This is a genomic window from Candidatus Terasakiella magnetica (genome assembly GCF_900093605.1).
In the GTDB taxonomy this organism is placed as follows: domain Bacteria; phylum Pseudomonadota; class Alphaproteobacteria; order Rhodospirillales; family Terasakiellaceae; genus Terasakiella; species Terasakiella magnetica.
The window spans coordinates 18384-38872 of sequence record NZ_FLYE01000009.1; the positions used below are offsets into that span (position 1 = coordinate 18384).

The following is a 20489-nucleotide window of genomic DNA, read 5'->3' on the forward strand; positions in this document are numbered from 1 at the left end:
TTTATCCCTTATTCTTCGTCAGCATCAAGGCCATAGGCAGAGTGCAATGCACGGATTGCCAATTCAAGATATTCTTCTGCGATCAACACAGAGACCTTGATTTCAGATGTTGTGATCACTTGAATGTTGATGCCTTTTTCAGCCAATGCTTTAAACATGGTTGCAGCCACACCTGCGTGCGTGCGCATACCCACACCCACAACAGAGATTTTCACAACGTCGCTGTCAGAAACCAGACGTTCATAGCCGACTTCTTCTTGCTTTTCTTCCAACAACTGGATGGCACGTTGCAGATCACCACGTGGCACCGTGAAGGTCACATCTGTTTTTTGACCATCTTCAGAAACGTTCTGAACGATCATGTCCACATTGATGGAAGTGTCCGCCAATGGGCCAAACAGGCCAGCAGAAACACCAGGACGATCGGCCACACCGATCAGAGTGATTTTTGCTTCATCACGTGAATACGCAATGCCGCTTACGAGTTCTTGTTCCACGATTTCATCCTCCCCGCAAACCAAGGTTCCGGGTTTTTCTTCAAAACTGGTCAATACTTGCAGGCGCACATCATGCTTCATCGCCATTTCTACAGAACGGGTCTGCAAAACCTTGGCACCAAGCGAGGCCAGTTCAAGCATCTCTTCATAGGTGATTTTATCAAGCTTGCGTGCTTTTGCCACAATGCGTGGGTCTGTTGTGTAGACACCATCAACATCGGTGTAAATATCACAACGGTCCGCCTTGGTTGCAGCCGCCAGCGCCACAGCAGATGTATCGGAGCCACCGCGGCCCAATGTGGTCACACGGTTATCAGAACCGACACCTTGGAAACCCGGAACAACAACGACTTCACCGCTTTTAAAGCGTTTATCGAGTTCTTCGGTACCAATATCTTCGATACGCGCTTTTGCATGTACGCTATCGGTACGGATCGGAATTTGCCAGCCCTGCCAAGAGCGAGCTGCGACACCCATAGACTGAAGAACAATAGACAGCAGACCGGAAGTTACCTGCTCACCCGATGAAACAACCACGTCATATTCGCGGGCATCATACATAGGTGAAGCATCTTCACAATAACCGACAAGCTGGTTTGTCACACCGGACATAGCCGAGACGACAACCGCAACTTCGTTACCTGCATCCACTTCGTTCTTCACACGTTGGGCTACATTCCTGATCCGGTCGAGGTCGGCAACTGAAGTGCCGCCAAATTTCATTACGATCCGAGCCATTTGACGAAATGTTCCTTAGGCGAAAGTCAAAAAATAGAAAACGAGTGTGCCCATTTTCCTGTGCAAAAATTCATTTTGAACTGGCAAACGCGCACGCGCGGGTATACATACTCTTAAATCGACCTTTTAAGCAAGCCTCATAACGGGAGTTTTTCCATGTCTTCAACCACTGTTAACCCTGAAGAAGTCGCATGGTTTACGGCAATTGCCGATGAGTGGTGGGACCCAAATGGCAAATTTCGCCCGCTTCACAAATTCAACCCCACCCGCCTAACCTTCATTCGTGAACGTTTATGTGCACATTTTGGGCTGGATGAAACAGCTGAACAACCGCTTAAGGGTTTGAAAATACTTGATATCGGCTGTGGCGGCGGATTGATTTCAGAACCGCTATGCCGCATGGGGGCCCAAATGACCAGCATTGATGCGGGTGATAAAAACATCAAAACCGCCATGGTCCATGCCGAGGCTGGTGGCCTTGACATTGATTATCGCTGTGTCTTTCCTGAAGATTTGGCAGCGCAAAATGTGCAGTATGATGCGGTGCTGAATATGGAAGTGATTGAGCATGTCGCCGATATTGATGCCTTTTTGGATGCATCATGCGCTTTGGTCAAACCCGGTGGCGCCATGATTGGTGCAACCCTAAACCGCACGATCAAGTCTTTTGCCATGGCAAAAGTTGGGGCTGAATATATCTTGGGCTGGTTGCCCCGTGGCACCCATGACTTTTCCCAATTTGTAAAACCATCAGAATTTGCCGATGGCTTGCGCAAAAACGGACTTGAGGTCAAACTTATGAACGGCATGACCTTTAATCCGTTTCGCGACAGCTGGTCCCTAACCAATGACCTGAGCGTCAACTATCTGTTATTTGCGACTAAACAGACTTAATCCATACAAAGGCTCATCATGCATATTCTTCATAAACTGACAGGACTTGAAGGTGAAACCGTGCTGGTGCGCCTTGACCAGATTGCCTGTGCATATCCCTCCAATATGTATGGGGCGGGTGAGAATGAAGATGAGTTTAATGTGGAAACAATGGCCTGCACAAAGATTTCCATGATCAGCGGTGATGTGCTTCACGTGATTGAAAGCCCCGAAGAAATTTTGGCTCTTTCGCAAATAACTGAATAACCGTAAGCCATATTGACCAGACACTTTTAAAATGTATTATTGCGCCTATTAATCTTATAAAGGTAGGGGCGATTATGTTTAAATTTGTTCTATCGCTGGCTTTGTCAGCGGTAATTTCCACAGCACATGCTGCGGGACCGACACCCAAAATTGATGCCGAAAAAATCTCGGTTTCTGGTGTGTCTTCTGGTGCGTTTATGGCGCAACAGCTTCACGTGGCCTATTCCGATATTTTCTCGGGCATGGGCTCTGTTGCAGGCGGGCCGTTTTTCTGTGCACAAAATATGAAGCCGGGCGATATCGCCACCATTAAACAGCAATGTATGATGGGTATTGGCGCAGACCTAACGGGCACGACCTATATTGATAAGGCAAAACAACTATCTAAAGACGGTAAAATCGCCCCAATCAGCAACCTGAAAAATGATAAAGTCTTTATCTTTAACTCACAAGGCGATCAGGTCATCAACCCACTTTTGGGCAATACATCCCGCATCTTCTATAAAGAGTTTGTGGATAAAGCGAGCAAGAATGTAAAAGCTTGGGCGAGCATTCCCTCTTATGGTCCGTTCTACCCCATTGCCCATGGTATGCCCACAACCAAATCCATGTTTGATAAATATGAGAACCTTGGCGATGCAGCCTTTCCATGTGCACCAAGCAACTCGCAGCAATATTCATGGTTTCCAAACCAGTTGGTCCGCGGCAATGACCCATGGATGTATCACTGTAACTACGGCATGATCCCGGGTTACAACCTTGGTAAAGACATCCTGTGGCATATCTATGGGGAAATGAAGACCTCAAAGAAATTTAAGGCCGCAAACCTCTATAGCTTTAAACAGCAGCCTTATGTGTCTGACCTGTCTTCTAATAAAGCGCTTAATGAACATGGTATTGGCTCAACAGGCTATGCTTATGTGCCATCAGCTTGTCAGTCAGGTGAAAAAGATTGCAAAATGCATGTGGCCTTACATGGTTGCCAGCAGTTCCCTGAATGGAAGTTTAAAGGCAAGATTGGCTCGAGCAATTCCGGTAAAGAAATCACCTTTGGGGACCTGTTCTATAAAAACATCTACAATGACCTTACTGAATCAAATGACATTGTGATGCTTTATCCCCAAGCTCATAACATCGGCACCAAAGAAGCCGACATAAACCCTTATGGCTGCTGGGCATTCTGGGCAATGTTTGATAATGAAACAGACACCTATTACACCCGTGAAGGCCGTGAGATGAAAATGATCGCTAATATGGTCAAGGCATTCCAAGACAAGTCTATCAAGCTTGTAAAATAAAACAAAAAAGCCCGTCATTCCCAACTTGCGCAAGGATTGACGGGCTTTCTTTTTTTAAAGGCTCTAGCCTTTAATGGCAGCAGCCAGTTTCTTATCAAATGACATGATGTGGTTTACCCACCAGCTGCCCAGCAGACCCGTTAGATCCACCTCGGCACCGCTCTCACCATTTTGATATTTGGCATAAAGCCCATCCAGACGTTTCACAAAGCCTTCATGGGCTTTCTTATGGATTTCATAGTCCGCATAATTCATATTCTGCATAACTTCTTCTTCTGAACCGAAATGCGTTTCGGTGTAATTATGCAGCTCAGAAAAGGCCATCTGGATATCATCTTGGGTCGCATTGGTTTTCATAAAGTGATAGAGGCTATTGACCATACCCAAGAGCTTCTTATGGTCATCATCGATATGATCCACGCCAAAGGCCAGATCATCACTCCATGATACAAGTTCGCTTACTTCATCACCGCTATCAAACTGAACATTCTGCAAGAATTCCGTGACTTTCTTGCGCAACACATCGCCTTGCTTTGACAAAGCACCAGACGCCTGACCAATATCGACAGAGGCCGTTTCAGCACGTTCTGCTGAATGCAGCACATGAATGACTTCTTGGGAGACATTCTGCGTACCTTGGGAAGCTTGTTCCACATTGCGTGCGATTTCTGATGTGGCTGCACTTTGTTCTTCCACGGCTGCTGAAATAGAAGCTGAAATTTCATTCACCTCACCAATGGCACGCGATACATTGCTGATCGCACTGACCGAGGCATTGGTGGAAGACTGCACTTCTGAGATTTGTTTGCCAATTTCTTCTGTAGCTTGCGAGGTCTGGTTGGCTAATGTTTTAACTTCTTGGGCCACAACAGCAAAGCCTTTACCCGCATCGCCTGCGCGCGCGGCCTCAATCGTGGCGTTTAGGGCCAACATATTGGTCTGGTCCGCAATGTCATTAATGAGCCCGACAAACTCACCAATTTTAGAGACATTATCTTCAAGAACGCGGATTTTCTCAGAGGTATTATTGGCCTCACTTACCGCCGTCATGGAAGAAGTCGCCGCATTGGCAACTTGACTCGAAATTTCAGAAATAGAAGCTGAAAGCTCTTCTGCCGCACTGGCAACTGTTTCCACATTGGTTGAAGCTTCTTCAGCCGAGGCTGCAACAGTTGCCGACTGCCCTTTGGTCGTAGAGGCAATATCATTCATCTCAATGGAGGTTTCCTGCATAGAGACATCTGCGGCAGAAAGCCCATCCATCACCGTAACCATGGTCAGTTCGAAATCCTGAATATAGCCTTCCATCAATTTCTGGCGGCGGATTTTTTCTTCCTCCTCAGCCAGTTTTTCTTGATTGAGTCGCTCCGCTTTAATCAGTCCTTCTTTAAAGAATTCAACCGATTTTGCCATTTCACCAATCTCATCACCACGATCGGCACCTTCAACACCTACGCTGTGATCACCTTGTGACAAGGCCGTCATCACATTGGTCAAACTATGAACAGGCTGTGTGATCCCGTGAACGATTTGCATGACCACAACAACGGTGACAGCCAGAAGGGCTAAAGTGACCAACAAAGCCATATAAAAAGCTGTATCAGCGCCAGAGCGGATATCATTTGTCATACCCACGAGGTCGTCAGCAACTTTATTTTCAACGGTTTTTAACAGGTTGATCTTCTTGGTGATTGTGTCAAACCAGTAAGGACCTTCAATGCCTTGTGTTGTTCCTGTAACCGCACTTTCAATGGCAATTTTGCGCATGCGGTTGACATCATCCACATCCGGGCCTTTAACCGTGTTTTTCATAAAGGCAATTTGTTCTGACGTGGCAAAAATCGCAAAGCGGCTTAAGAAAGTATTTTGCATGGCGATAAGCTGGAGGAATTTGCGGTAAATAACCGGCTTGAATTTCCCTGCACTAAACCCGCCAGAGCCCATGGCGCGTTCAATACCTGCGCGCTCTTTTGCCTGCAAAAAGGCCGTATAGGCCGTAATGGCACCGGTGACTTGCGCATCATTACTCAAGACCGCCATTTCTTCAACAATGCTGAGGAGCTTGGCAATGGTTGGGGTGTAATAGCCCGCCATTTTTGGGATGGTAAGTTCAAGGCCGGAGACCTGTTTGCGTTTGGCCTGAAGCTGGGATAAAGCTTTGCTTGCCGTGCTGATTTTGCCTTTCAGCACCTCACTGTAATTATCAACCGGGAAAGTCTTGAAAGCCTGCTGTAACAAGCCGTGTTTGATATCACTTTCTTGGCGTTGATTATCCAGCTTGGCTTTAAACTTCTGCCCTTTACTGCCAATAAAACCGGCTGAGGTGCCGCGTTCTTTTTGTAATTCATGCACCAGCGCACTGATGGTCGGCGCAAGGTCTGCCAAGGTGGTTAAACGTTCCATATTGGTTGAAATCTGGCGTTTATCCAAAACGATGGAGCCTGCAAAAAACAACAGCCCAATCACAGGTAAGGCCAACGCCAACATAATACGAAACCGAATTTGAAGATTATTCAACGCAGACATGCAAAACTCCCACCTTGACCATTTACCAGCCAATCTATCCATTCTTATATATTTGAAAAGCCTTAAATAACCTACCTTTAAGCGCCATAGGTTATCGTTAACAAAACCAAAACATGACAACCCTATCATGTTTAAGGTAGGTTACAAAGGCTTGATTTAAATAGATATACCTAAAATCGGTACTTTAGTTGGCTTGTTCTTTATCCGCCAGTTTGGGAATAGAGATGACCTCAATGCCTTCATCGCGCAGCTCTTCTGTTTCTTCAGAGGTTGCTTCACCATAAATATCGCGCATCTCTGCATCACCAGAATGAATGGCGCGGGCCTCTTCTGCAAAATCTTCCCCCACATAGTCGCATGTGTTTTCCACATGTTTTTGCAGTTTACTGACAACTTCCATGAAGGTTTGGGCCGCTTCTTGCGGGTCGGCCCCACTGCGCATATCGCTTGCCGCTTTTTCAGCAGCTTCAATTGCTGTTTTTTGATCCGCAGACGTGCGCACTTGTACATCCTTGGCAGAAGCCACAGCAGGTGACATCACGGCTTTTCGGATTTGATCATTACCACAGAACGGACATTGCACTTCCCCATGGGCAGCCTGCTCGTCAAAAGCAGTACTATCGCGAAACCATGCTTCAAATTCATGGTCATGTTCACAAAGAAGTTGGTAGCAAATCATCGTCTCATCAGCCTGATCTTTTAAGATTGTGGCGGGTTTAGCCTGTTTTTACGACCTCTACAAGTAAAATAGCATGAATTATAGGCTTTGATCTCCTTTGTTTTTTGCTTATCTTTTAGAAAAGAGGCTCTCTCCAAACCATATAAAGGAGAGACGAGTTTATACGGGTGATTTTTAATGCGTTCCTTTTTCATAGCAGCAAGCTTATGTGCACTTGTGCTTTCCACATCTGGCTGTTCGGTTAACCCCGCCACGGGGCAACAGAGCTTTACTGGGGTCACTTCAATTGAAGATGACATAAAGTTGGGTAAACAAGAATATCCCAAATTGATCAAGCGCTTTGGCGGTAAATATGACCATGAAAAAATTCAAAAGTATATAAATGACTTAGGACAACAATTAGCCCGCGTTTCTGAGTTACCAAATTTAGCTTGGGAGTTTACTGTTCTCGACAATCCAGAAATGAATGCAATGGCTCTGCCAGGCGGCAAAATCACCATAAATCGCGGCATCATTTCTTTAGCAGAAAACGAAGCGGAAATAGTAGCAATTTTAGGCCATGAAATAGGCCATGTTACAGCTAGACATACAGCACAAAGAATAAGCCAAGGGCAAATAGTTCAATTAGGATCTATACTGCTCGGAATTGTAGTCGGTGGACCTGCTGGCGATATTGCTAACTACGCTGGAAATGCATTTATTGCAAACTACTCAAGAGATCAGGAAATGGAAGCTGATAAACTCGGCATTCGTTATATGACCAAGCTAGGCTATGATCCGAAAGCTTCGGCCACTTTCTTTAAGAAGCTGGCTGAACATACCGAGCTTGAAGCCAAGATGAAGGGTGAGAAAGGCGAGCAAAGCCATTATTCCATCTTTTCCACTCACCCCGATACACGTGTGCGCATTTCAGAGTCCCAAAAGATTGCCAAGACCTATCCAGTTGACCTTGACCTGATTAATCGGCGCACCTATCTCGCGCTCATTGATGGTCTGGAATATGGTGAAAGCATCAAACAAGGCATTATTGACCAACAAACCTTCATCCACCCCGACCTGCGCATGGAATTTACAATCCCTGATGACTTCGAATATTTTAATACCCCCAAATTATTAATTGCTACTCACAAAAACGGAAGTGCCATCCGGTTTGATATTGCTAAACGAAATAATAAGCATCTCCCTATCACACATTACCTCAATGAGATTTGGGCCAATAAATATAACCTGCGCGCTGTTCAACAGCTTGAGGTCAACGGGCTTGAGGCTGCAACGGGTGTTGTGCGCATCAATACGAAAAAAGGCGTGCGTGATATTCGCTATCTTGCCATTGCAGATGGGGAAGAGATTTTCCAGTTTCGTTTTCTCACACCGCCGGACCTCACCAGTAAAATGGAAATGGCCTTTCGCCGCACGACCTACAGCTTTCGAAGGCTTTCTTATCGTGAAGCCAAAAGCATTAAAGGCTTCCATATCGGCTTGCATCGCGTCGGGCATAACGACACGATTTCAGGCCTTGCCCAACGTATGAAAGTTGAAAAGATGAAAGAAGACTGGCTCAAGGTCCTCAATAAGGAAGCCTTGTCTAACGGCTTGCAAAAAGGTGAGTTCTTAAAGATTGTTACTCGATAAAATAACGGCATACCTAAATATGTAGGCATGCCGTTTACAATCCACTTCTTCTATGCTGCCAAGGCCGCTTCAATATCTTTTGTTGCCCCTTCAATAGCGCGCGCGACCGCTTCTTCGCCCATGGCAACACCATTGGCCTGAATAAGGCTGACAGTATTCACCCCCATAAAGGCAAGCACCTGTTGCAGGTAAGGTAAAACGAAATCCAGATGGCTATAGCCGTTTTCTGAATAATCCCCTCCCCGTGCTGAAATCACATACACAGGTTTATCTTCAACCAAACCAACAGGACCGTTTTCACTATATTTAAAAGTCTCGCCTGCCCGCGCAATATGATCCACATAAGCCTTCAGGCTGGAAGGGATACCAAAGTTATGCATCGGTGCGCCCATGACGATGGCATCGGCCTCTTTAAACTGGGCAATCAAATCATCAGAACGTTTTACAAGGGCGACTTGCGCGGCGTTGCGTTGCTCAGCAGGCGTGAAAAAGGCGCCAAGGATTTCCCCATCAAGATGAGGCAGGTTTAGCGAAACCACATCGAGCTCACTCACCTCAACATTCCCATTGGCCTGCTGGTACTTCTCAACAAAGGCTTGGGTCAATTTACGGGTGACGGAAGTCTCCCCCATCGGGCTGGAATTGATAACAAGTAATGTAGACATGGGCTGATCTCTTTCTCTAAGCAGTTAATCTTTTCTGCCTATGAAGATGCTCTGTTTCACTTATTTTGATAATGACCCGCTTTTGAAAATGATTGTTTCCAAAAATAAACAAAAGGGAATTCGACGCTAACCGAACTCCCTTTTGCCCAATGATAGTCTTTGAGGACTATTCAGCCGCCTCTTGCGCCATCTTGTGAAGAGACAAGCTGCTCACCAGCTTGTTTAATTGTGCTGCTGATTTTGAAATTTCCTCAGCTTCGCCTTTTAAATCACGAGCCTGTGTATGGCTAAGGCTCGCCGCCTGTTTCACATCCAAAATACCTTCATTCAGGTTATCTGTCTGATGAGCGGCGTGGCCTGCCATGCTTGATGCATCGTGCGTATTGCTGGCAACACGGTTAATTTCAGAAGCGACATAAGTGGTCATATCCGTCATTTCACCAAGGCGACCAGAAATACGCCCTGCGGCAATAGACTGACGATCCACAGCACTGTCGATACCGTCTGCTGTTTCTTTGACATGCTCTACAAGGCCTGCGATTTTTTCCATCACATGTACCGCATCGCTCGCACCATTTTGCATTGTGGACACACGCTGTTCAATATCTGCAATCGCCTTTGCCGTTTGATTGGCGAGGTTCTTCACCTCACCCGCCACCACGGCAAACCCCTTGCCCGCTTCACCACTACGAGCAGCTTCAATCGTGGCATTTAAGGCCAGCATATTGGTCTGATTGGCAATATCACTGATCATATTCAAAACATCACTTGTTGCACGGGCAGCTTCGCCAAGGGCTTTCATCTTATCTTGACCTTCACGAACCTCCCCCACTGCATTGCTCAAAAGGCTTTGCGTCTGATCTGTCGATGAAGAAATTTCATCAATACTGCCCACGACACTGCGGATTTCATTCGCGACATTTTGGACAGTCTGCGACATTTCATCGGCATTTTCGGCAATGGTTTTAGCAAGGTTTCCTGCCTCACCAACACCGTCAGCCATTTTATTCATATCACCTGAGACATTCTGAGTTGTACTTTCCAGCTCAAAAGCCCGTGATTGGGTCTGTTCAGCCTGCGCGCTCAAGTCCGTTGACATGCTGGCAAGGTTTTGTGACGCACTGACGAGAACATCAGTGGTATTTTTCATCCCCGTAACCAGTGAAGCATTACGATCCATGAGACGTTTGAAATAAAATGCAATTTCATCGGCCTCATCAGCTGCGATAAAATTTGCGTGGGGTTCCTCCTGTCCATCAGAACCTGCGAAAACATGTTCCATTTCACGCAGCACATGAGAGGCGCCCATGGTTGCAGCATGTTCAGCAAAGTTCAAACCGTTCAGTTCGTCTTCTTCAGAAACACGCATGCCACCTTCAAACATGGAATTAACAATTTTCAGGATAAAATAAGGTAAGACAAAGGCCCAAACAAAGGCTGTTGCAACACCAGTTGCCTGCACGCCCAATTGTGCCCACATACCCATTTCAAAAGTGCCTGCTGGTGCAACAAGCGCAAGCGCAAGTGTACCAAAAGCCCCGGCAACCCCATGCACAGATACCGCACCAACCACATCATCAGCTTTTAATTTCTTCTCAAGGAAATCAGCAGCAAGTACAACGACGACAGCACTGCCTGCCCCGATAAAGATTGCGCCCCACAGGCTCACCACATCACAGCCAGCCGTTATACCAACAAGCCCACCAAGCACGCCATTGATTGAACGGTCCGGGCGATAATGCCCATCGACTTTGCGCCCTAAAACCAAGCCAAACAGACCGCCTATTGCACCTGCAACCACCGTATTGGCAATGATATGTGCAAAAGCAGGAGTGCCTGCTGTTGTAGAGCCGCCATTAAATCCGATCCAGCCGATCCATAAAATGATGCAGCCAAATGTTGCCAGAACTGGGCTATGACCATTAATTTCAACAGGTTTGCCATCTTGGTCATAACGGCCCAAACGCGGGCCAATAACCAACACAGCCGCCAAAGCCACCCAGCCCCCAACGGAGTGAACAACCGTTGAACCTGCAAAATCAACAAAACCCATGGCAGCTAAGAACGGCTCGTTATCGCCATTAAGCAAATTGCCCCATGCCCAGTGACCAAAGACCGGATAGATCAATAAAGCGATTAAAAGCGTAACCGCAAGATAGCCGCCAAACTTCATACGCTCTGCAACTGCACCAGATACAATTGTTGCCGCAGTACCACAAAAGACCACTTGGAAAACAAAGAAGGTGAAGGTCCAATCTTCAACTTTGTCAAAAGCCAAAAGCTCCCAATCAAAGCCGACCAATCCACCAAGAGAATTCCCGAACATCAACATAAAACCAACAGCGCCAAAGCAAACAGTTGCTAAAATAAAGTCAGCAATATTTTTTTGCGCTACGTTAATTGAGTTTTTTGAGCGCACAAGACCTGCTTCCAATAAAAGGAAACCGCCCTGCATAAAAAAGACAAGACAAGCTGCAAGCATTGTCCAGATATGGTCAATATTAACCTGCTTCTGATTTAACTCATTTTCGAGAAAAGTGAGGCGTTCTTCTAATACTTTTGCGTCCATTGCCCACAAATCGCTAATTTGAGCAAGAAGAGTTATGACGACGAGTAGAGAGAAAACGATAGTCTTTGGTACTTTTTTTAATACCTTCATTGATATTCTCCATTCCATAGTAACGACGGTGCTGATTAACGTCTCAGCCTTTAGGAATAAAAGAGCAAAACCAATGCCAGTTTTTTTGAAAGGGCAGAAACCCTCACTTTTTAAAAATCAGGAATTCAAAATCCAGATTCCTTTAGAATGATTAAAAAATGTGCAATGATCATAAGTTAAACATTTGCTCGTTTTTTAATCATAAATTTTGTGCAGCGCGTCATTTTCATAAGCCTTTGTTTTGCAAAGACAAAAGTATGATTTTTCGCACTATTCTTTTGTATAGACCGTCATCTAAAGAGGTAAGTTATTTACCCTTACCCGGTCCGCCACTGCGCCCGTTTGACAAGAAAGCCACAATACCGCGTAAGGTCTGGACCTCTTGTAAGGTCAATTCCACACGGGCAAAAATATTGCGGATATTGCGCACCATGGAGGGGCGCTTTTCTTCAATGCGCAGGAAGCCGGAGTCATCAAGCTCACGCTCAAGATGCTCATAAAACCCGATGACTTCTTCCTTGGTTGCCGGACGCGCCATCTTGCTTCTGGTCTCAGGAATATAACGCTCTTCAGTGTCATCATTCATCGTGTACCATTCATAACCGATGAGCAAAACCGCCTGAGCGAGATTGAGCGAGGCAAAGGCTGGATTTAGCGGCAAATGCAAAATCGCATCACACATGGCCACATCATCATTATGTAAGCCCTTGGCTTCCTTACCAAAAAGAATACCTGTTTTTAACTCCCGCGTAGCAAGTTCCACAGACTCTTTTGCCGCCTGCCTTGGCGTGACCATGGCCTTCACCATATCGCGCGGGCGTGCCGTTGTAGCATAGATGGTTTCCAAATCAGCTACGGCTTCTTTGGTGGAGGTAAAGAAACGTGCACGGTCCAACACAAGGCGAGCACCCGAGCTGCATTTTTCCGCCTTATCGCGATCCCAGCCCTCGCGCGGGTTTACGATACGCAGATCGATTAAACCACAATTAAGCATGGCACGCGCCACCATACCGATATTTTCCCCAAGTTGGGGTTCTACCAAAATAATAGCTGGCGCATCCTCACGGCAAAAATCTGCGGCTTCGGATTTGCGACGACGATCAGTTCCCGCCATGAGCTTTCACTCCTGACTTATAGAGTTTGTAAATCAAGCTATCGCGTAAAGCCTCGTATGAGGCATCAATGATGTTTGAAGACATGCCAACAGTGGTCCATGTATTGCCCTGACCATCGGCACTTTCAATCATCACCCGTGTGATCGCACCTGTGGCCTGATCACCATCCAGAATACGCACCTTAAAATCGACCAAATGCAGGCTTTCCAAATCTGGATAGACCGGGATGAGAATTTTGCGCAAGGCCGCATCCAGTGCATTGACCGGACCGTTGCCTTCTGCCACATCCATAATGCGTTTATCACCAATAAACAGCTTTACGGTTGTTTCTGACATTTGATTAACATGGGCATGGCGCTTATCCCACACACGCTCATCAATCACGCGGAAACTTTCAAGGCGGAAATATTCCGGCACAGCCTCCAGATGGCGACGCGCAAGAAGCTCAAAACTCGCATCCGCCCCATCATAGGAATAGCCACTACTTTCCAGTTCTTTAATCTTATCCAAAAGAACATTGACCTTGGCATCTTTTGGGTCCACATCAAGACCAACTTCGCGAAACTTCGCCACCAAGTTTGAACGTCCGGCCTGATTAGACATAATGATCGTGCGTTTATTACCCACGCTTTCAGGATTTACATGTTCATAACAGCTCGGGTCTTTTTCAATGGCTGAAACATGTAAGCCCCCCTTATGGGCAAAGGCGGATTCGCCAACATAGGCCGCATTGCGTGCAGGTGCGCGGTTAAGGCGCTCATCCAACAATCGTGAAACGGTGACAAGGCGTTTAAGGCCTTCTTTGCTCACCCCTGTTTCAAAGCCCATCTTTAACATTAAGGACGGCAAGATAGAGATCAGGTTGGCATTGCCACAACGCTCGCCAAGGCCATTGAGTGTGCCTTGGATTTGACGCACGCCCATGCGCACAGCAGCAAGGGAGTTTGCAACCGCATTGCCCGTATCATCATGGCAATGAATACCCAGATGGGAGCCCGGGATATGTTTGGTCACTTCCCCCACAATCGCCTCAATCTCATCGGGCAATGTGCCGCCATTGGTGTCACACATGACAATCCAGCGCGCACCGGCTTCATAAGCTGCTTTACAACATTCAAGGGCAAACTCGGGGTTTGCTTTATAGCCATCAAAGAAATGTTCCGCATCAAACATGGCCTCACCGGCCTTGTCTTTCACATAGGCAATGGAATCGGCAATCATGGCGACGTTTTCAGAACGTTCAATCTCCAAGGCCACATCAACTTGGAAATCCCAGCTTTTGCCCACAAGTGTGATGGTTTTCACGCCCGTATTGACCAAACCACTTAGGCCCGGATCATTATCGGCACTGCGCCCGGGGCGACGTGTCATGCCAAACGCACTTAAAACCGCCGTCTCCAGTTTTGGCGGATTGGCAAAGAAATCATCATCGGTCGGGTTGGCACCGGGCCAGCCGCCTTCCACATAATCAATGCCCAAACGATCAAGCTCAATGGCAATCGCAACCTTGTCAGCCGCGCTAAAATCCACACCTTGTGTCTGCGCCCCGTCGCGCAGCGTGCTATCATACAGATAGACTCGATTATCGTTGGTCATTGTTCTTTGTCATCCTTATCAGAATATTCGCGCGCGAGAATGCAAAATTATGACCATTTACTCAAGCCTTCCTTTGCAAAATCGTACGTATTTTTGCTTAAGCCTTCCAAAATGTTATATAGTTTTGTATTTATAGGATTGGGGATGTAAGAAAAATTTAATAAGTTAAAAATATAAATAAACGAGAACACTCAAAACTAAGAGGCGCAACGTGGTAGAGGGCATCAGCCCAGAATTTGAGACCTGTCAAGCAAAGGTCAAGGGCACCAACATCAACGAAGAGACGTTGTTGGCAACAGATTATCTGAACCATTTCAATGAAGTGGTGATGATGATTGACATGTTGCCAGATATGCCCGATTGCCTAGACATGGTCAAAGACTGGCAACCCAAACCCTATAAAGATCATTTTCGTGACAGCACAATTGCCGATAAAGATTTGGCTGTTGACGTTTACGATCATGCGATGCCGTTTGTTAGAAAAGCCTTTGAAGATACAATTTCCAAAGTCGACGCTGCTATTTTCCAAGCCATTAGCGATGCAGAAGCCGCCATTGAAACCGGGGATATGGAATTTCTTCGCTTTAAAGTCAGCGAATCGGCGACAGAAATCCACCGCCTGCAAGACCGCCTGAGTGCCATTATTCACGGCACGGCCGACCTTAGTGGTGAAATGGTTGAAGAAGAAGACCAAATTACTATGGATCAGAACGATATCGACGCCCTGTTCGATTAATTTTATCAACAAGTACAAGTCTCTCTTTTCAAAGCGCAAATCTTCGTTCATCCTGAAAGAAATCGCAAATAAGGATCGAGATGGGTACGCACGACAATCAGACCTATGAAGTCCAAGTCTATAACAATGGACGATGGCAAGTGCAGGCGCGCTATCCTTATCAAGAACGCGTCGTTGCCATTCATGAAGCCAAAGAGCTTGATCATGATAAAGTCGGCCTTGCCATTCGTGTTATTTTAGAAGATTACAACCCCGATAACGGGCGCCATATGGAATCCCTCATCTGGCGTAATAAGGTTGAGCCTAAAAAGAAAAAAGTTGCACGCACCCGCTCAGCCAACAGTTGGGCAGATATGGCGGTATCTTCTGATGGTCGGGTTGGCTACCTGTCTGAAGATGTGGATATGTTTCTCGCTGAAGATGACCCAAGTGAGCGACTTAAAGCCCATGTCACCCCTGCGATGTTTTTGGGCATTTGCTTTAGTATCCTTGCCATTGGCCTTGGGGCGGGCGGGGCTGCTGCGGGATTGCTATATCTATTGATTAAGGGAATGAGCCTCACTGTGGCTGAACATGCCCAGAAGATGATTTTAATGGCAATGTTCAGCATCGTTTTCATCATTGCTGCCACATCGACCTACAGCCGCTATGCCGCACGTTTTGAACTCAACCCCTTTCGCAAAAAGAAGAAGCCGACACCAACTGTTGAAAAATCAAAGATTTCACAAGAGATGGAAAAAGCAGCTGAGGCCATTGATAAAATGGAAGCCGCTGAGCCTGCCCCCGAGCCAGAAGCTGAAGAAGAGTTTGATTTTCACGAGTATATTGATGAAAGCGAAACCGAGACAGAAGAAGAAATAAAGGAAGTTGCTTTTTCACAAGAGGCTGAAAAACAAAAAGCCTTTTTGATCAATTTCCTTGGCGTCACCCTTGGCGCACTTAAAGGGCCCGATGCCAGTATGGAAACCTTAAACCGTTTTGGCCTTAATCTGTTTATGTCCGGTGCGGTCCTCAGGTTAGCAAAGGACCATGGGCTTAGTGATGATGAAACGACTTTGATCCTGCGCCGCCTTCTTGAAATGTTAGGGGCAAAGCCGGACCAAGCCGATCGTTTTGTCAGTGAATTTGGTAAATATCTTGAAAATGATCGCCATATCAATCTGTTTAAACAAAGCGGGGATATTGCCGCGCGTCTTTCAAACGGGGATACATCAGCCCAATTAATCATACGTGATGTGATGCAAGAATGGGTGAACTGGAAGCCCCCTGTTGATGAAAAGATCAACCCACACCTGCTCACCATTATGTTTACTGATATGGTTGGCTCAACAGACCTGACCACCAAACATGGTGATTTTGCTGCCCAAGAAGTGCTAAAAGCCCATGACCTGATTGTGCGCACCGCGCTCACCAACCTTGACGGGCTTGAGATCAAGCATTTAGGGGATGGGATTATGGCCTCTTTTAAAGACCATAACAAAGCCTTGGAAGCCGCGGTTGAAATTCACAAACGGGTTGAGGGCAACAATAACGCCGATCCGGAATTCCCCTTACATATTCGCATTGGGCTACATGCGGGTGAGCCCATTAAGAAAAACAACGATCTGTTTGGTACCGCAGTTCAACTGGCCGCACGTTTATGTGATTTCACGCCCAGTGACTCGATCTCCATCTCCCCTGATCTTGTTGAGCTCTGTGGTGAAAAACCCATCTATAGCTTTCTTGACCAAGGTCCACAGGAATTAAAAGGCTTTGATGAGCCTAAAAATGTCTTCCAACTTGATTGGACGGCCCCACCGCTTCAATATCCAGATGAAGAACTTGAGGCCGTAATTGAGGGAGAAGCCCCTCTGGGCGAGGAGCCCCACGCCCCTGACATGGATGTGCAAGCCCCACAAGAAGAGCCCGAAATTGACAAAGGTTTTGATGAAGGGCTCGTGGTTAAAGAAACTGTCGAGGAAACGCCTAAAAACGTTTCAACACCAGAGACGTAAAATCATCATTCTGTTCAGCACCTGCGCGAAAATCATTTACAAAAGCAAACAGGTTTTCTGATAAGGAGTGAGCTGAAAGGCTTCTATTTTCCAAGAGATAATCAATCAAGCGCTCTTCAGAAAACTGGTTTTTATCGCGATCAAAGGCTTCGGTGACGCCATCGGTATAAAAGAAAATGGCATCGCCTTCCCCCAGTTTACAGGTGCAGTTTTCAAAAGGCATATCTTCTTGAACGCCCAGCACAATCCCTTCGCGCCCCTCAAGCCCAATGGCACCCTTAGCATCATCATTACTGACTAAATATGGTGGCAAATGCCCGCCATTACTATAGGTGACTTCCCATGTTTTGGTATCCACCACACAGTAAAAGACTGATACAAACATGGAATTAATTTCATGCTCACACAGCAGGTTATTCACCTGTGAAAGACAGGCCGCAGGCGATGGGCTTGTCATGGCTGTTGCGCGCAATAAGGTTCTTGCCACCGCCATAAAAAAGGCCGCGGGAATGCCTTTACCTGAGACATCGGCAACCGCAATGCCGATCTTGTCATCATCAAGATCAAAGGTATCGTAAAAATCTCCACTCATGCGTTTGGCAGGGGTGAGATGGGCTGAAATTTCCAGATGATCACTTGAAGGAAAGATGGAGGGCAGAATTTGTTTTTGGATATTCTCTGCAATATCCAGCTCACGCTTAATGGCAGAAAGCTGGGCTTCATTGCGCCATGCTTCCCGGCGTGCTTCGCAGTCTTTAAAAACTTTATCAACCGTGACCATCAGGTCATCTGCATTCACAGGCTTGGTTAAAAAGTCTGCTGCCCCTTCGTTCATGGCTTTACGAATGGATGATAAATCACGCCCACCCGTTAACGCAATACGTGGGACCCGCAGGCGAACACCTTCGAGCTTTTTAAACAGCTCCATGCCAGAAATGTTCCCACCATCAATGGAGACAATGGCGATATCGAGTTCATCTTCACCTTGAATGATCTTGAGGGCTTCTTCATCAGAATGTGCAAAAATAAAGCGATGCTCACCCATTGCAGTGGCGCTTCCAATACAGGTTTCACACACCCGTTGAAAGTCTTGATCGTCATCCACCACTAATGTTGTTGGCATTCACCCTAATCCTTTTGCACCGTCTGATTACCCACGTTCATATGAAGCTACAACATGCGCCCAAAGATTACCATTTCATTTGTGTTTTTTCTCTGGCTTAGCGGATCGTCATTTTATTTTCATACGATTGCACACCCTCAATGCGTTTAAGCATCGCATCCATCACATAGCGTTGCGTACCATTATCAACACTACCCGTTACGGTGACTTTACCTTCTTTAACAGTGACCTGATAATCAACTGTTCCTGGCTCATATAGCTTTCCAGCTTCCAACATAATCTTCTCGTAAATATCACGATCAGTTTCTTCATTCGCCATTGCATTAAAACTTAATACGACTGCAAACAAAAATGCCAAAGCAATAATTGGTTTCATTTTCAACCCTCAAATAATAATAATTAGCGAGTTAGAAATAGTAAACCACCTATGAAATATCAATCCATAATGACGTTATTTTTGCGGATAAAGCTGCTCATCAAAATCACTCATTGAGGGAAATTTCAAAAATTCAACCTCACCTATATTTGTAAATATCTTCTCACATTCGTCCAGATAACTTTGACGAATTTCATCGCTCACATATGGCACATGCCACGCCACAAACGGGGCCAAAACATCGAAACCAACATAACGCAATGTTCCCCTTAACAAGGGTCGCAGCATATCTTCAAGCGGGCCATGGATCGCGCCCTCACCAAACATATGTTCACGCCCACCCAAGGTGCACATCACCAGTGCTTTTTTACCCACAAGGCCACCGCGATCATAAAAGCGTTTTCCGCCATAACAGATACCGGAGACCAAAACGCGATCAAACCAGCCTTTTAAAATGGCTGGAACGGAAAACCAGTAAATGGGGAAAGAGAAAATCACCAGATCAGCCCAGAGAAGCTTATCTAATTCCGCCTGAATATCGGGGGCGATGGTTTTATTCTTAACTGCCTTTCTTTGCTCCAACGCATAAACCAGATAATCCTCATTTTCGCGATCCAGAAAATCGTCTGCACTCGCAACCGGGTTCCAGTTCATCTCATAAAGATCAGACAGGGCAATTTCATGGCCTTGCGCTTTCAGCACCTCAATTGCTTTATCTTTTAACGCAGCCGTAAAGGATTGCGCCTCAGGATGCGCATGTACAATCAGAATTTTCATTTCAGGTTTTTCGCTTAATTAATCCAGTCCGGGTCACCAACCCCATAAGATGCAATAATTTCGCCGTAGCGTCCAGAAACCTTCATAGCTTCAAGCCCCTTATTAAAGGCTAAACACACATCGGAGTCTTTAAAGACAGAACTGAAATGACTGGGATCAAATAAGCGGTGATGGACGACTTCTTGGCTTGTATCTGCAACGGATTTCACCGGCATGTGAGTGCGAAACCATTCAAAGATATATCGATCAGCAATGACAACATCCACCCGTTTGTTAAAGAGCAATTTATTTTGCACACTTTGATCAGCGATCTCTTTATATTTGGGGTTCGTCTTTGTCATTTGGGCATATTGTGCCCCTAAATATTTACTGGCATTTTGAAAAGCTAAGACCGTCTTATCTTGTAAATCAGCCACAGAGTGGATTTCAAGGTTTCGACTTTTTAAAGTTATGGCAAAATTCCAATAGGTAATATGCGGATTGGTATAACAGCCGGGTAAATCTTTTTGCCCTGTCGACATAATTCCATCAACTTGGCCGTATTTAATCAGATGCAACGTGCGGCTCAGTGGAACGTAGACCGGTTCCATTTCATAGCCTTGTGAGTTGAGGACTTCTTTGAGAATATCATACTCAATCCCTTTGGCTTTTTCCTTAATCACATACGGCGGGATCGATAAGCCCACAGCAATTTTCAACGTTTTCGCCTGCACAGAGGTTGCAAACAAACACGTAAGGAAAACAAGAAAAATGGCGCCGTATTTTTTCATCATACCCTATGAGTTAATGACTCTTTTCTAAACTACAAGAATAAAGATAAGAGCTAATAAAAAAAGACCAGCTCACTTTTGCGAAATGAACTAGTCTTTATAACTACATTATGTCAGCTACCTGGTCCTACGCCTAAAGTTTTGCACTTCGCCTCATTGAGATATCTT

The 20489-nt window shown here is 45.9% G+C and carries 17 protein-coding genes; 6 read left to right on the forward strand and 11 right to left on the reverse strand.

Going from position 1 to position 20489, the window contains the following annotated elements:
- Positions 1–8 precede the first annotated feature (8 nt).
- The gene (locus MTBPR1_RS06460; protein ID WP_069186755.1) at positions 9–1235 is read right to left on the reverse strand and encodes an aspartate kinase; all 1227 of its coding nucleotides are present in this window, start codon (positions 1233–1235) and stop codon (positions 9–11) included.
- A gap of 156 nt (positions 1236–1391) precedes the next feature.
- Between MTBPR1_RS06460 and ubiG the strand changes: the two genes are divergently transcribed.
- The 3 genes from ubiG to MTBPR1_RS06475 all read left to right on the forward strand — a co-directional run bounded on the left by ubiG (position 1392) and on the right by MTBPR1_RS06475 (position 3673).
- Positions 1392–2129, forward strand: coding sequence for a bifunctional 2-polyprenyl-6-hydroxyphenol methylase/3-demethylubiquinol 3-O-methyltransferase UbiG (gene ubiG, locus MTBPR1_RS06465; RefSeq protein WP_069186756.1), 738 nt, complete (start codon positions 1392–1394; stop codon positions 2127–2129).
- An 18-nt stretch (positions 2130–2147) separates the two neighbouring features.
- Positions 2148–2375: a hypothetical protein gene (locus MTBPR1_RS06470; RefSeq protein WP_069186757.1), complete on the forward strand. Its 228-nt coding sequence runs from the start codon at positions 2148–2150 to the stop codon at positions 2373–2375.
- Between the two features lie 74 nt (positions 2376–2449).
- Entirely contained in the window at positions 2450–3673 is a 1224-nt protein-coding gene (locus tag MTBPR1_RS06475) for an alpha/beta hydrolase family protein (protein WP_069186758.1), read from the forward strand.
- Positions 3674–3736: 63 nt separating this feature from the next.
- Here the strand turns inward: MTBPR1_RS06475 and MTBPR1_RS06480 are convergent, their stop codons facing one another.
- Positions 3737–6199: a bacteriohemerythrin gene (locus tag MTBPR1_RS06480; protein ID WP_069186759.1), complete on the reverse strand. Its 2463-nt coding sequence runs from the start codon at positions 6197–6199 to the stop codon at positions 3737–3739.
- Between the two features lie 184 nt (positions 6200–6383).
- Positions 6384–6878 carry a DUF1178 family protein gene (locus MTBPR1_RS06485; RefSeq protein ID WP_069186760.1) on the reverse strand — a complete coding sequence of 165 codons (495 nt, stop codon included), beginning with the start codon at positions 6876–6878 and terminating at the stop codon, positions 6384–6386.
- Positions 6879–7055: 177 nt separating this feature from the next.
- On the opposite strand from MTBPR1_RS06485, the gene MTBPR1_RS06490 reads away from it, so the two are divergent.
- Positions 7056–8510 carry a M48 family metalloprotease gene (locus tag MTBPR1_RS06490; protein WP_069186761.1) on the forward strand — a complete coding sequence of 485 codons (1455 nt, stop codon included), beginning with the start codon at positions 7056–7058 and terminating at the stop codon, positions 8508–8510.
- A 50-nt stretch (positions 8511–8560) separates the two neighbouring features.
- On the opposite strand, the gene MTBPR1_RS06495 is transcribed toward MTBPR1_RS06490, so the two are convergent.
- The 4 genes from MTBPR1_RS06495 to cimA form a co-directional block, all read right to left on the reverse strand.
- Entirely contained in the window at positions 8561–9175 is a 615-nt protein-coding gene (locus MTBPR1_RS06495) for an FMN-dependent NADH-azoreductase (RefSeq protein WP_069186762.1), read from the reverse strand.
- Positions 9176–9341: 166 nt separating this feature from the next.
- The gene (gene amt / locus MTBPR1_RS06500) at positions 9342–11744 is read right to left on the reverse strand and encodes an ammonium transporter (RefSeq protein ID WP_069186763.1); all 2403 of its coding nucleotides are present in this window, start codon (positions 11742–11744) and stop codon (positions 9342–9344) included.
- Between the two features lie 397 nt (positions 11745–12141).
- The gene (locus MTBPR1_RS06510; RefSeq protein WP_069186765.1) at positions 12142–12948 is read right to left on the reverse strand and encodes an RNA methyltransferase; all 807 of its coding nucleotides are present in this window, start codon (positions 12946–12948) and stop codon (positions 12142–12144) included.
- A complete protein-coding gene (cimA, locus tag MTBPR1_RS06515) occupies positions 12935–14545 on the reverse strand; it encodes a citramalate synthase (RefSeq protein ID WP_069186766.1) in 1611 nt (536 codons plus the stop codon). The genes MTBPR1_RS06510 and cimA overlap by 14 nt, the downstream gene beginning before the upstream one ends.
- Positions 14546–14756: 211 nt before the next feature.
- On the opposite strand from cimA, the gene MTBPR1_RS06520 reads away from it, so the two are divergent.
- Positions 14757–15281, forward strand: coding sequence for a hypothetical protein (locus tag MTBPR1_RS06520; protein ID WP_069186767.1), 525 nt, complete (start codon positions 14757–14759; stop codon positions 15279–15281).
- 80 nt (positions 15282–15361) lie between these two features.
- The gene (locus tag MTBPR1_RS06525; protein WP_069186768.1) at positions 15362–17275 is read left to right on the forward strand and encodes an adenylate/guanylate cyclase domain-containing protein; all 1914 of its coding nucleotides are present in this window, start codon (positions 15362–15364) and stop codon (positions 17273–17275) included.
- Here the strand turns inward: MTBPR1_RS06525 and MTBPR1_RS06530 are convergent.
- The 4 genes from MTBPR1_RS06530 to MTBPR1_RS06545 form a co-directional block, all read right to left on the reverse strand.
- Entirely contained in the window at positions 17247–18398 is a 1152-nt protein-coding gene (locus MTBPR1_RS06530; RefSeq protein WP_069186769.1) for a PP2C family protein-serine/threonine phosphatase, read from the reverse strand. The two genes, MTBPR1_RS06525 and MTBPR1_RS06530, sit on opposite strands and share 29 nt — an antisense overlap.
- 97 nt (positions 18399–18495) lie before the next feature.
- Positions 18496–18717, reverse strand: a complete 222-nt coding sequence (locus MTBPR1_RS06535; RefSeq protein WP_126465066.1) for a BON domain-containing protein — start codon at positions 18715–18717, stop codon at positions 18496–18498.
- A gap of 132 nt (positions 18718–18849) precedes the next feature.
- Positions 18850–19551 (reverse strand): NAD(P)H-dependent oxidoreductase, encoded by a 702-nt coding sequence (locus tag MTBPR1_RS06540; RefSeq protein WP_069186771.1) that lies wholly within the window; start codon positions 19549–19551, stop codon positions 18850–18852.
- Positions 19552–19565: 14 nt separating this feature from the next.
- The gene (locus tag MTBPR1_RS06545; protein ID WP_165602628.1) at positions 19566–20249 is read right to left on the reverse strand and encodes a substrate-binding periplasmic protein; all 684 of its coding nucleotides are present in this window, start codon (positions 20247–20249) and stop codon (positions 19566–19568) included.
- Positions 20250–20489: the final 240 nt, after the last annotated feature.

Coding starts and splice junctions, on each gene's coding strand:
- amt (WP_069186763.1), bottom strand. CDS start 11,744: ATGGACGCAAAAGTATTAGAAGAACGCCTCACTTTTCTCGAAAATGAG.
- MTBPR1_RS06470 (WP_069186757.1), top strand. CDS start 2,148: ATGCATATTCTTCATAAACTGACAGGACTTGAAGGTGAAACCGTGCTG.
- MTBPR1_RS06510 (WP_069186765.1), bottom strand. CDS start 12,948: ATGGCGGGAACTGATCGTCGTCGCAAATCCGAAGCCGCAGATTTTTGC.
- MTBPR1_RS06485 (WP_069186760.1), bottom strand. CDS start 6,878: ATGATTTGCTACCAACTTCTTTGTGAACATGACCATGAATTTGAAGCA.
- cimA (WP_069186766.1), bottom strand. CDS start 14,545: ATGACCAACGATAATCGAGTCTATCTGTATGATAGCACGCTGCGCGAC.
- MTBPR1_RS06495 (WP_069186762.1), bottom strand. CDS start 9,175: ATGTCTACATTACTTGTTATCAATTCCAGCCCGATGGGGGAGACTTCC.
- MTBPR1_RS06525 (WP_069186768.1), top strand. CDS start 15,362: ATGGGTACGCACGACAATCAGACCTATGAAGTCCAAGTCTATAACAAT.
- MTBPR1_RS06490 (WP_069186761.1), top strand. CDS start 7,056: ATGCGTTCCTTTTTCATAGCAGCAAGCTTATGTGCACTTGTGCTTTCC.
- ubiG (WP_069186756.1), top strand. CDS start 1,392: ATGTCTTCAACCACTGTTAACCCTGAAGAAGTCGCATGGTTTACGGCA.
- MTBPR1_RS06540 (WP_069186771.1), bottom strand. CDS start 19,551: ATGAAAATTCTGATTGTACATGCGCATCCTGAGGCGCAATCCTTTACG.
- MTBPR1_RS06475 (WP_069186758.1), top strand. CDS start 2,450: ATGTTTAAATTTGTTCTATCGCTGGCTTTGTCAGCGGTAATTTCCACA.
- MTBPR1_RS06530 (WP_069186769.1), bottom strand. CDS start 18,398: ATGCCAACAACATTAGTGGTGGATGACGATCAAGACTTTCAACGGGTG.
- MTBPR1_RS06535 (WP_126465066.1), bottom strand. CDS start 18,717: ATGGCGAATGAAGAAACTGATCGTGATATTTACGAGAAGATTATGTTG.
- MTBPR1_RS06480 (WP_069186759.1), bottom strand. CDS start 6,199: ATGTCTGCGTTGAATAATCTTCAAATTCGGTTTCGTATTATGTTGGCG.
- MTBPR1_RS06460 (WP_069186755.1), bottom strand. CDS start 1,235: ATGGCTCGGATCGTAATGAAATTTGGCGGCACTTCAGTTGCCGACCTC.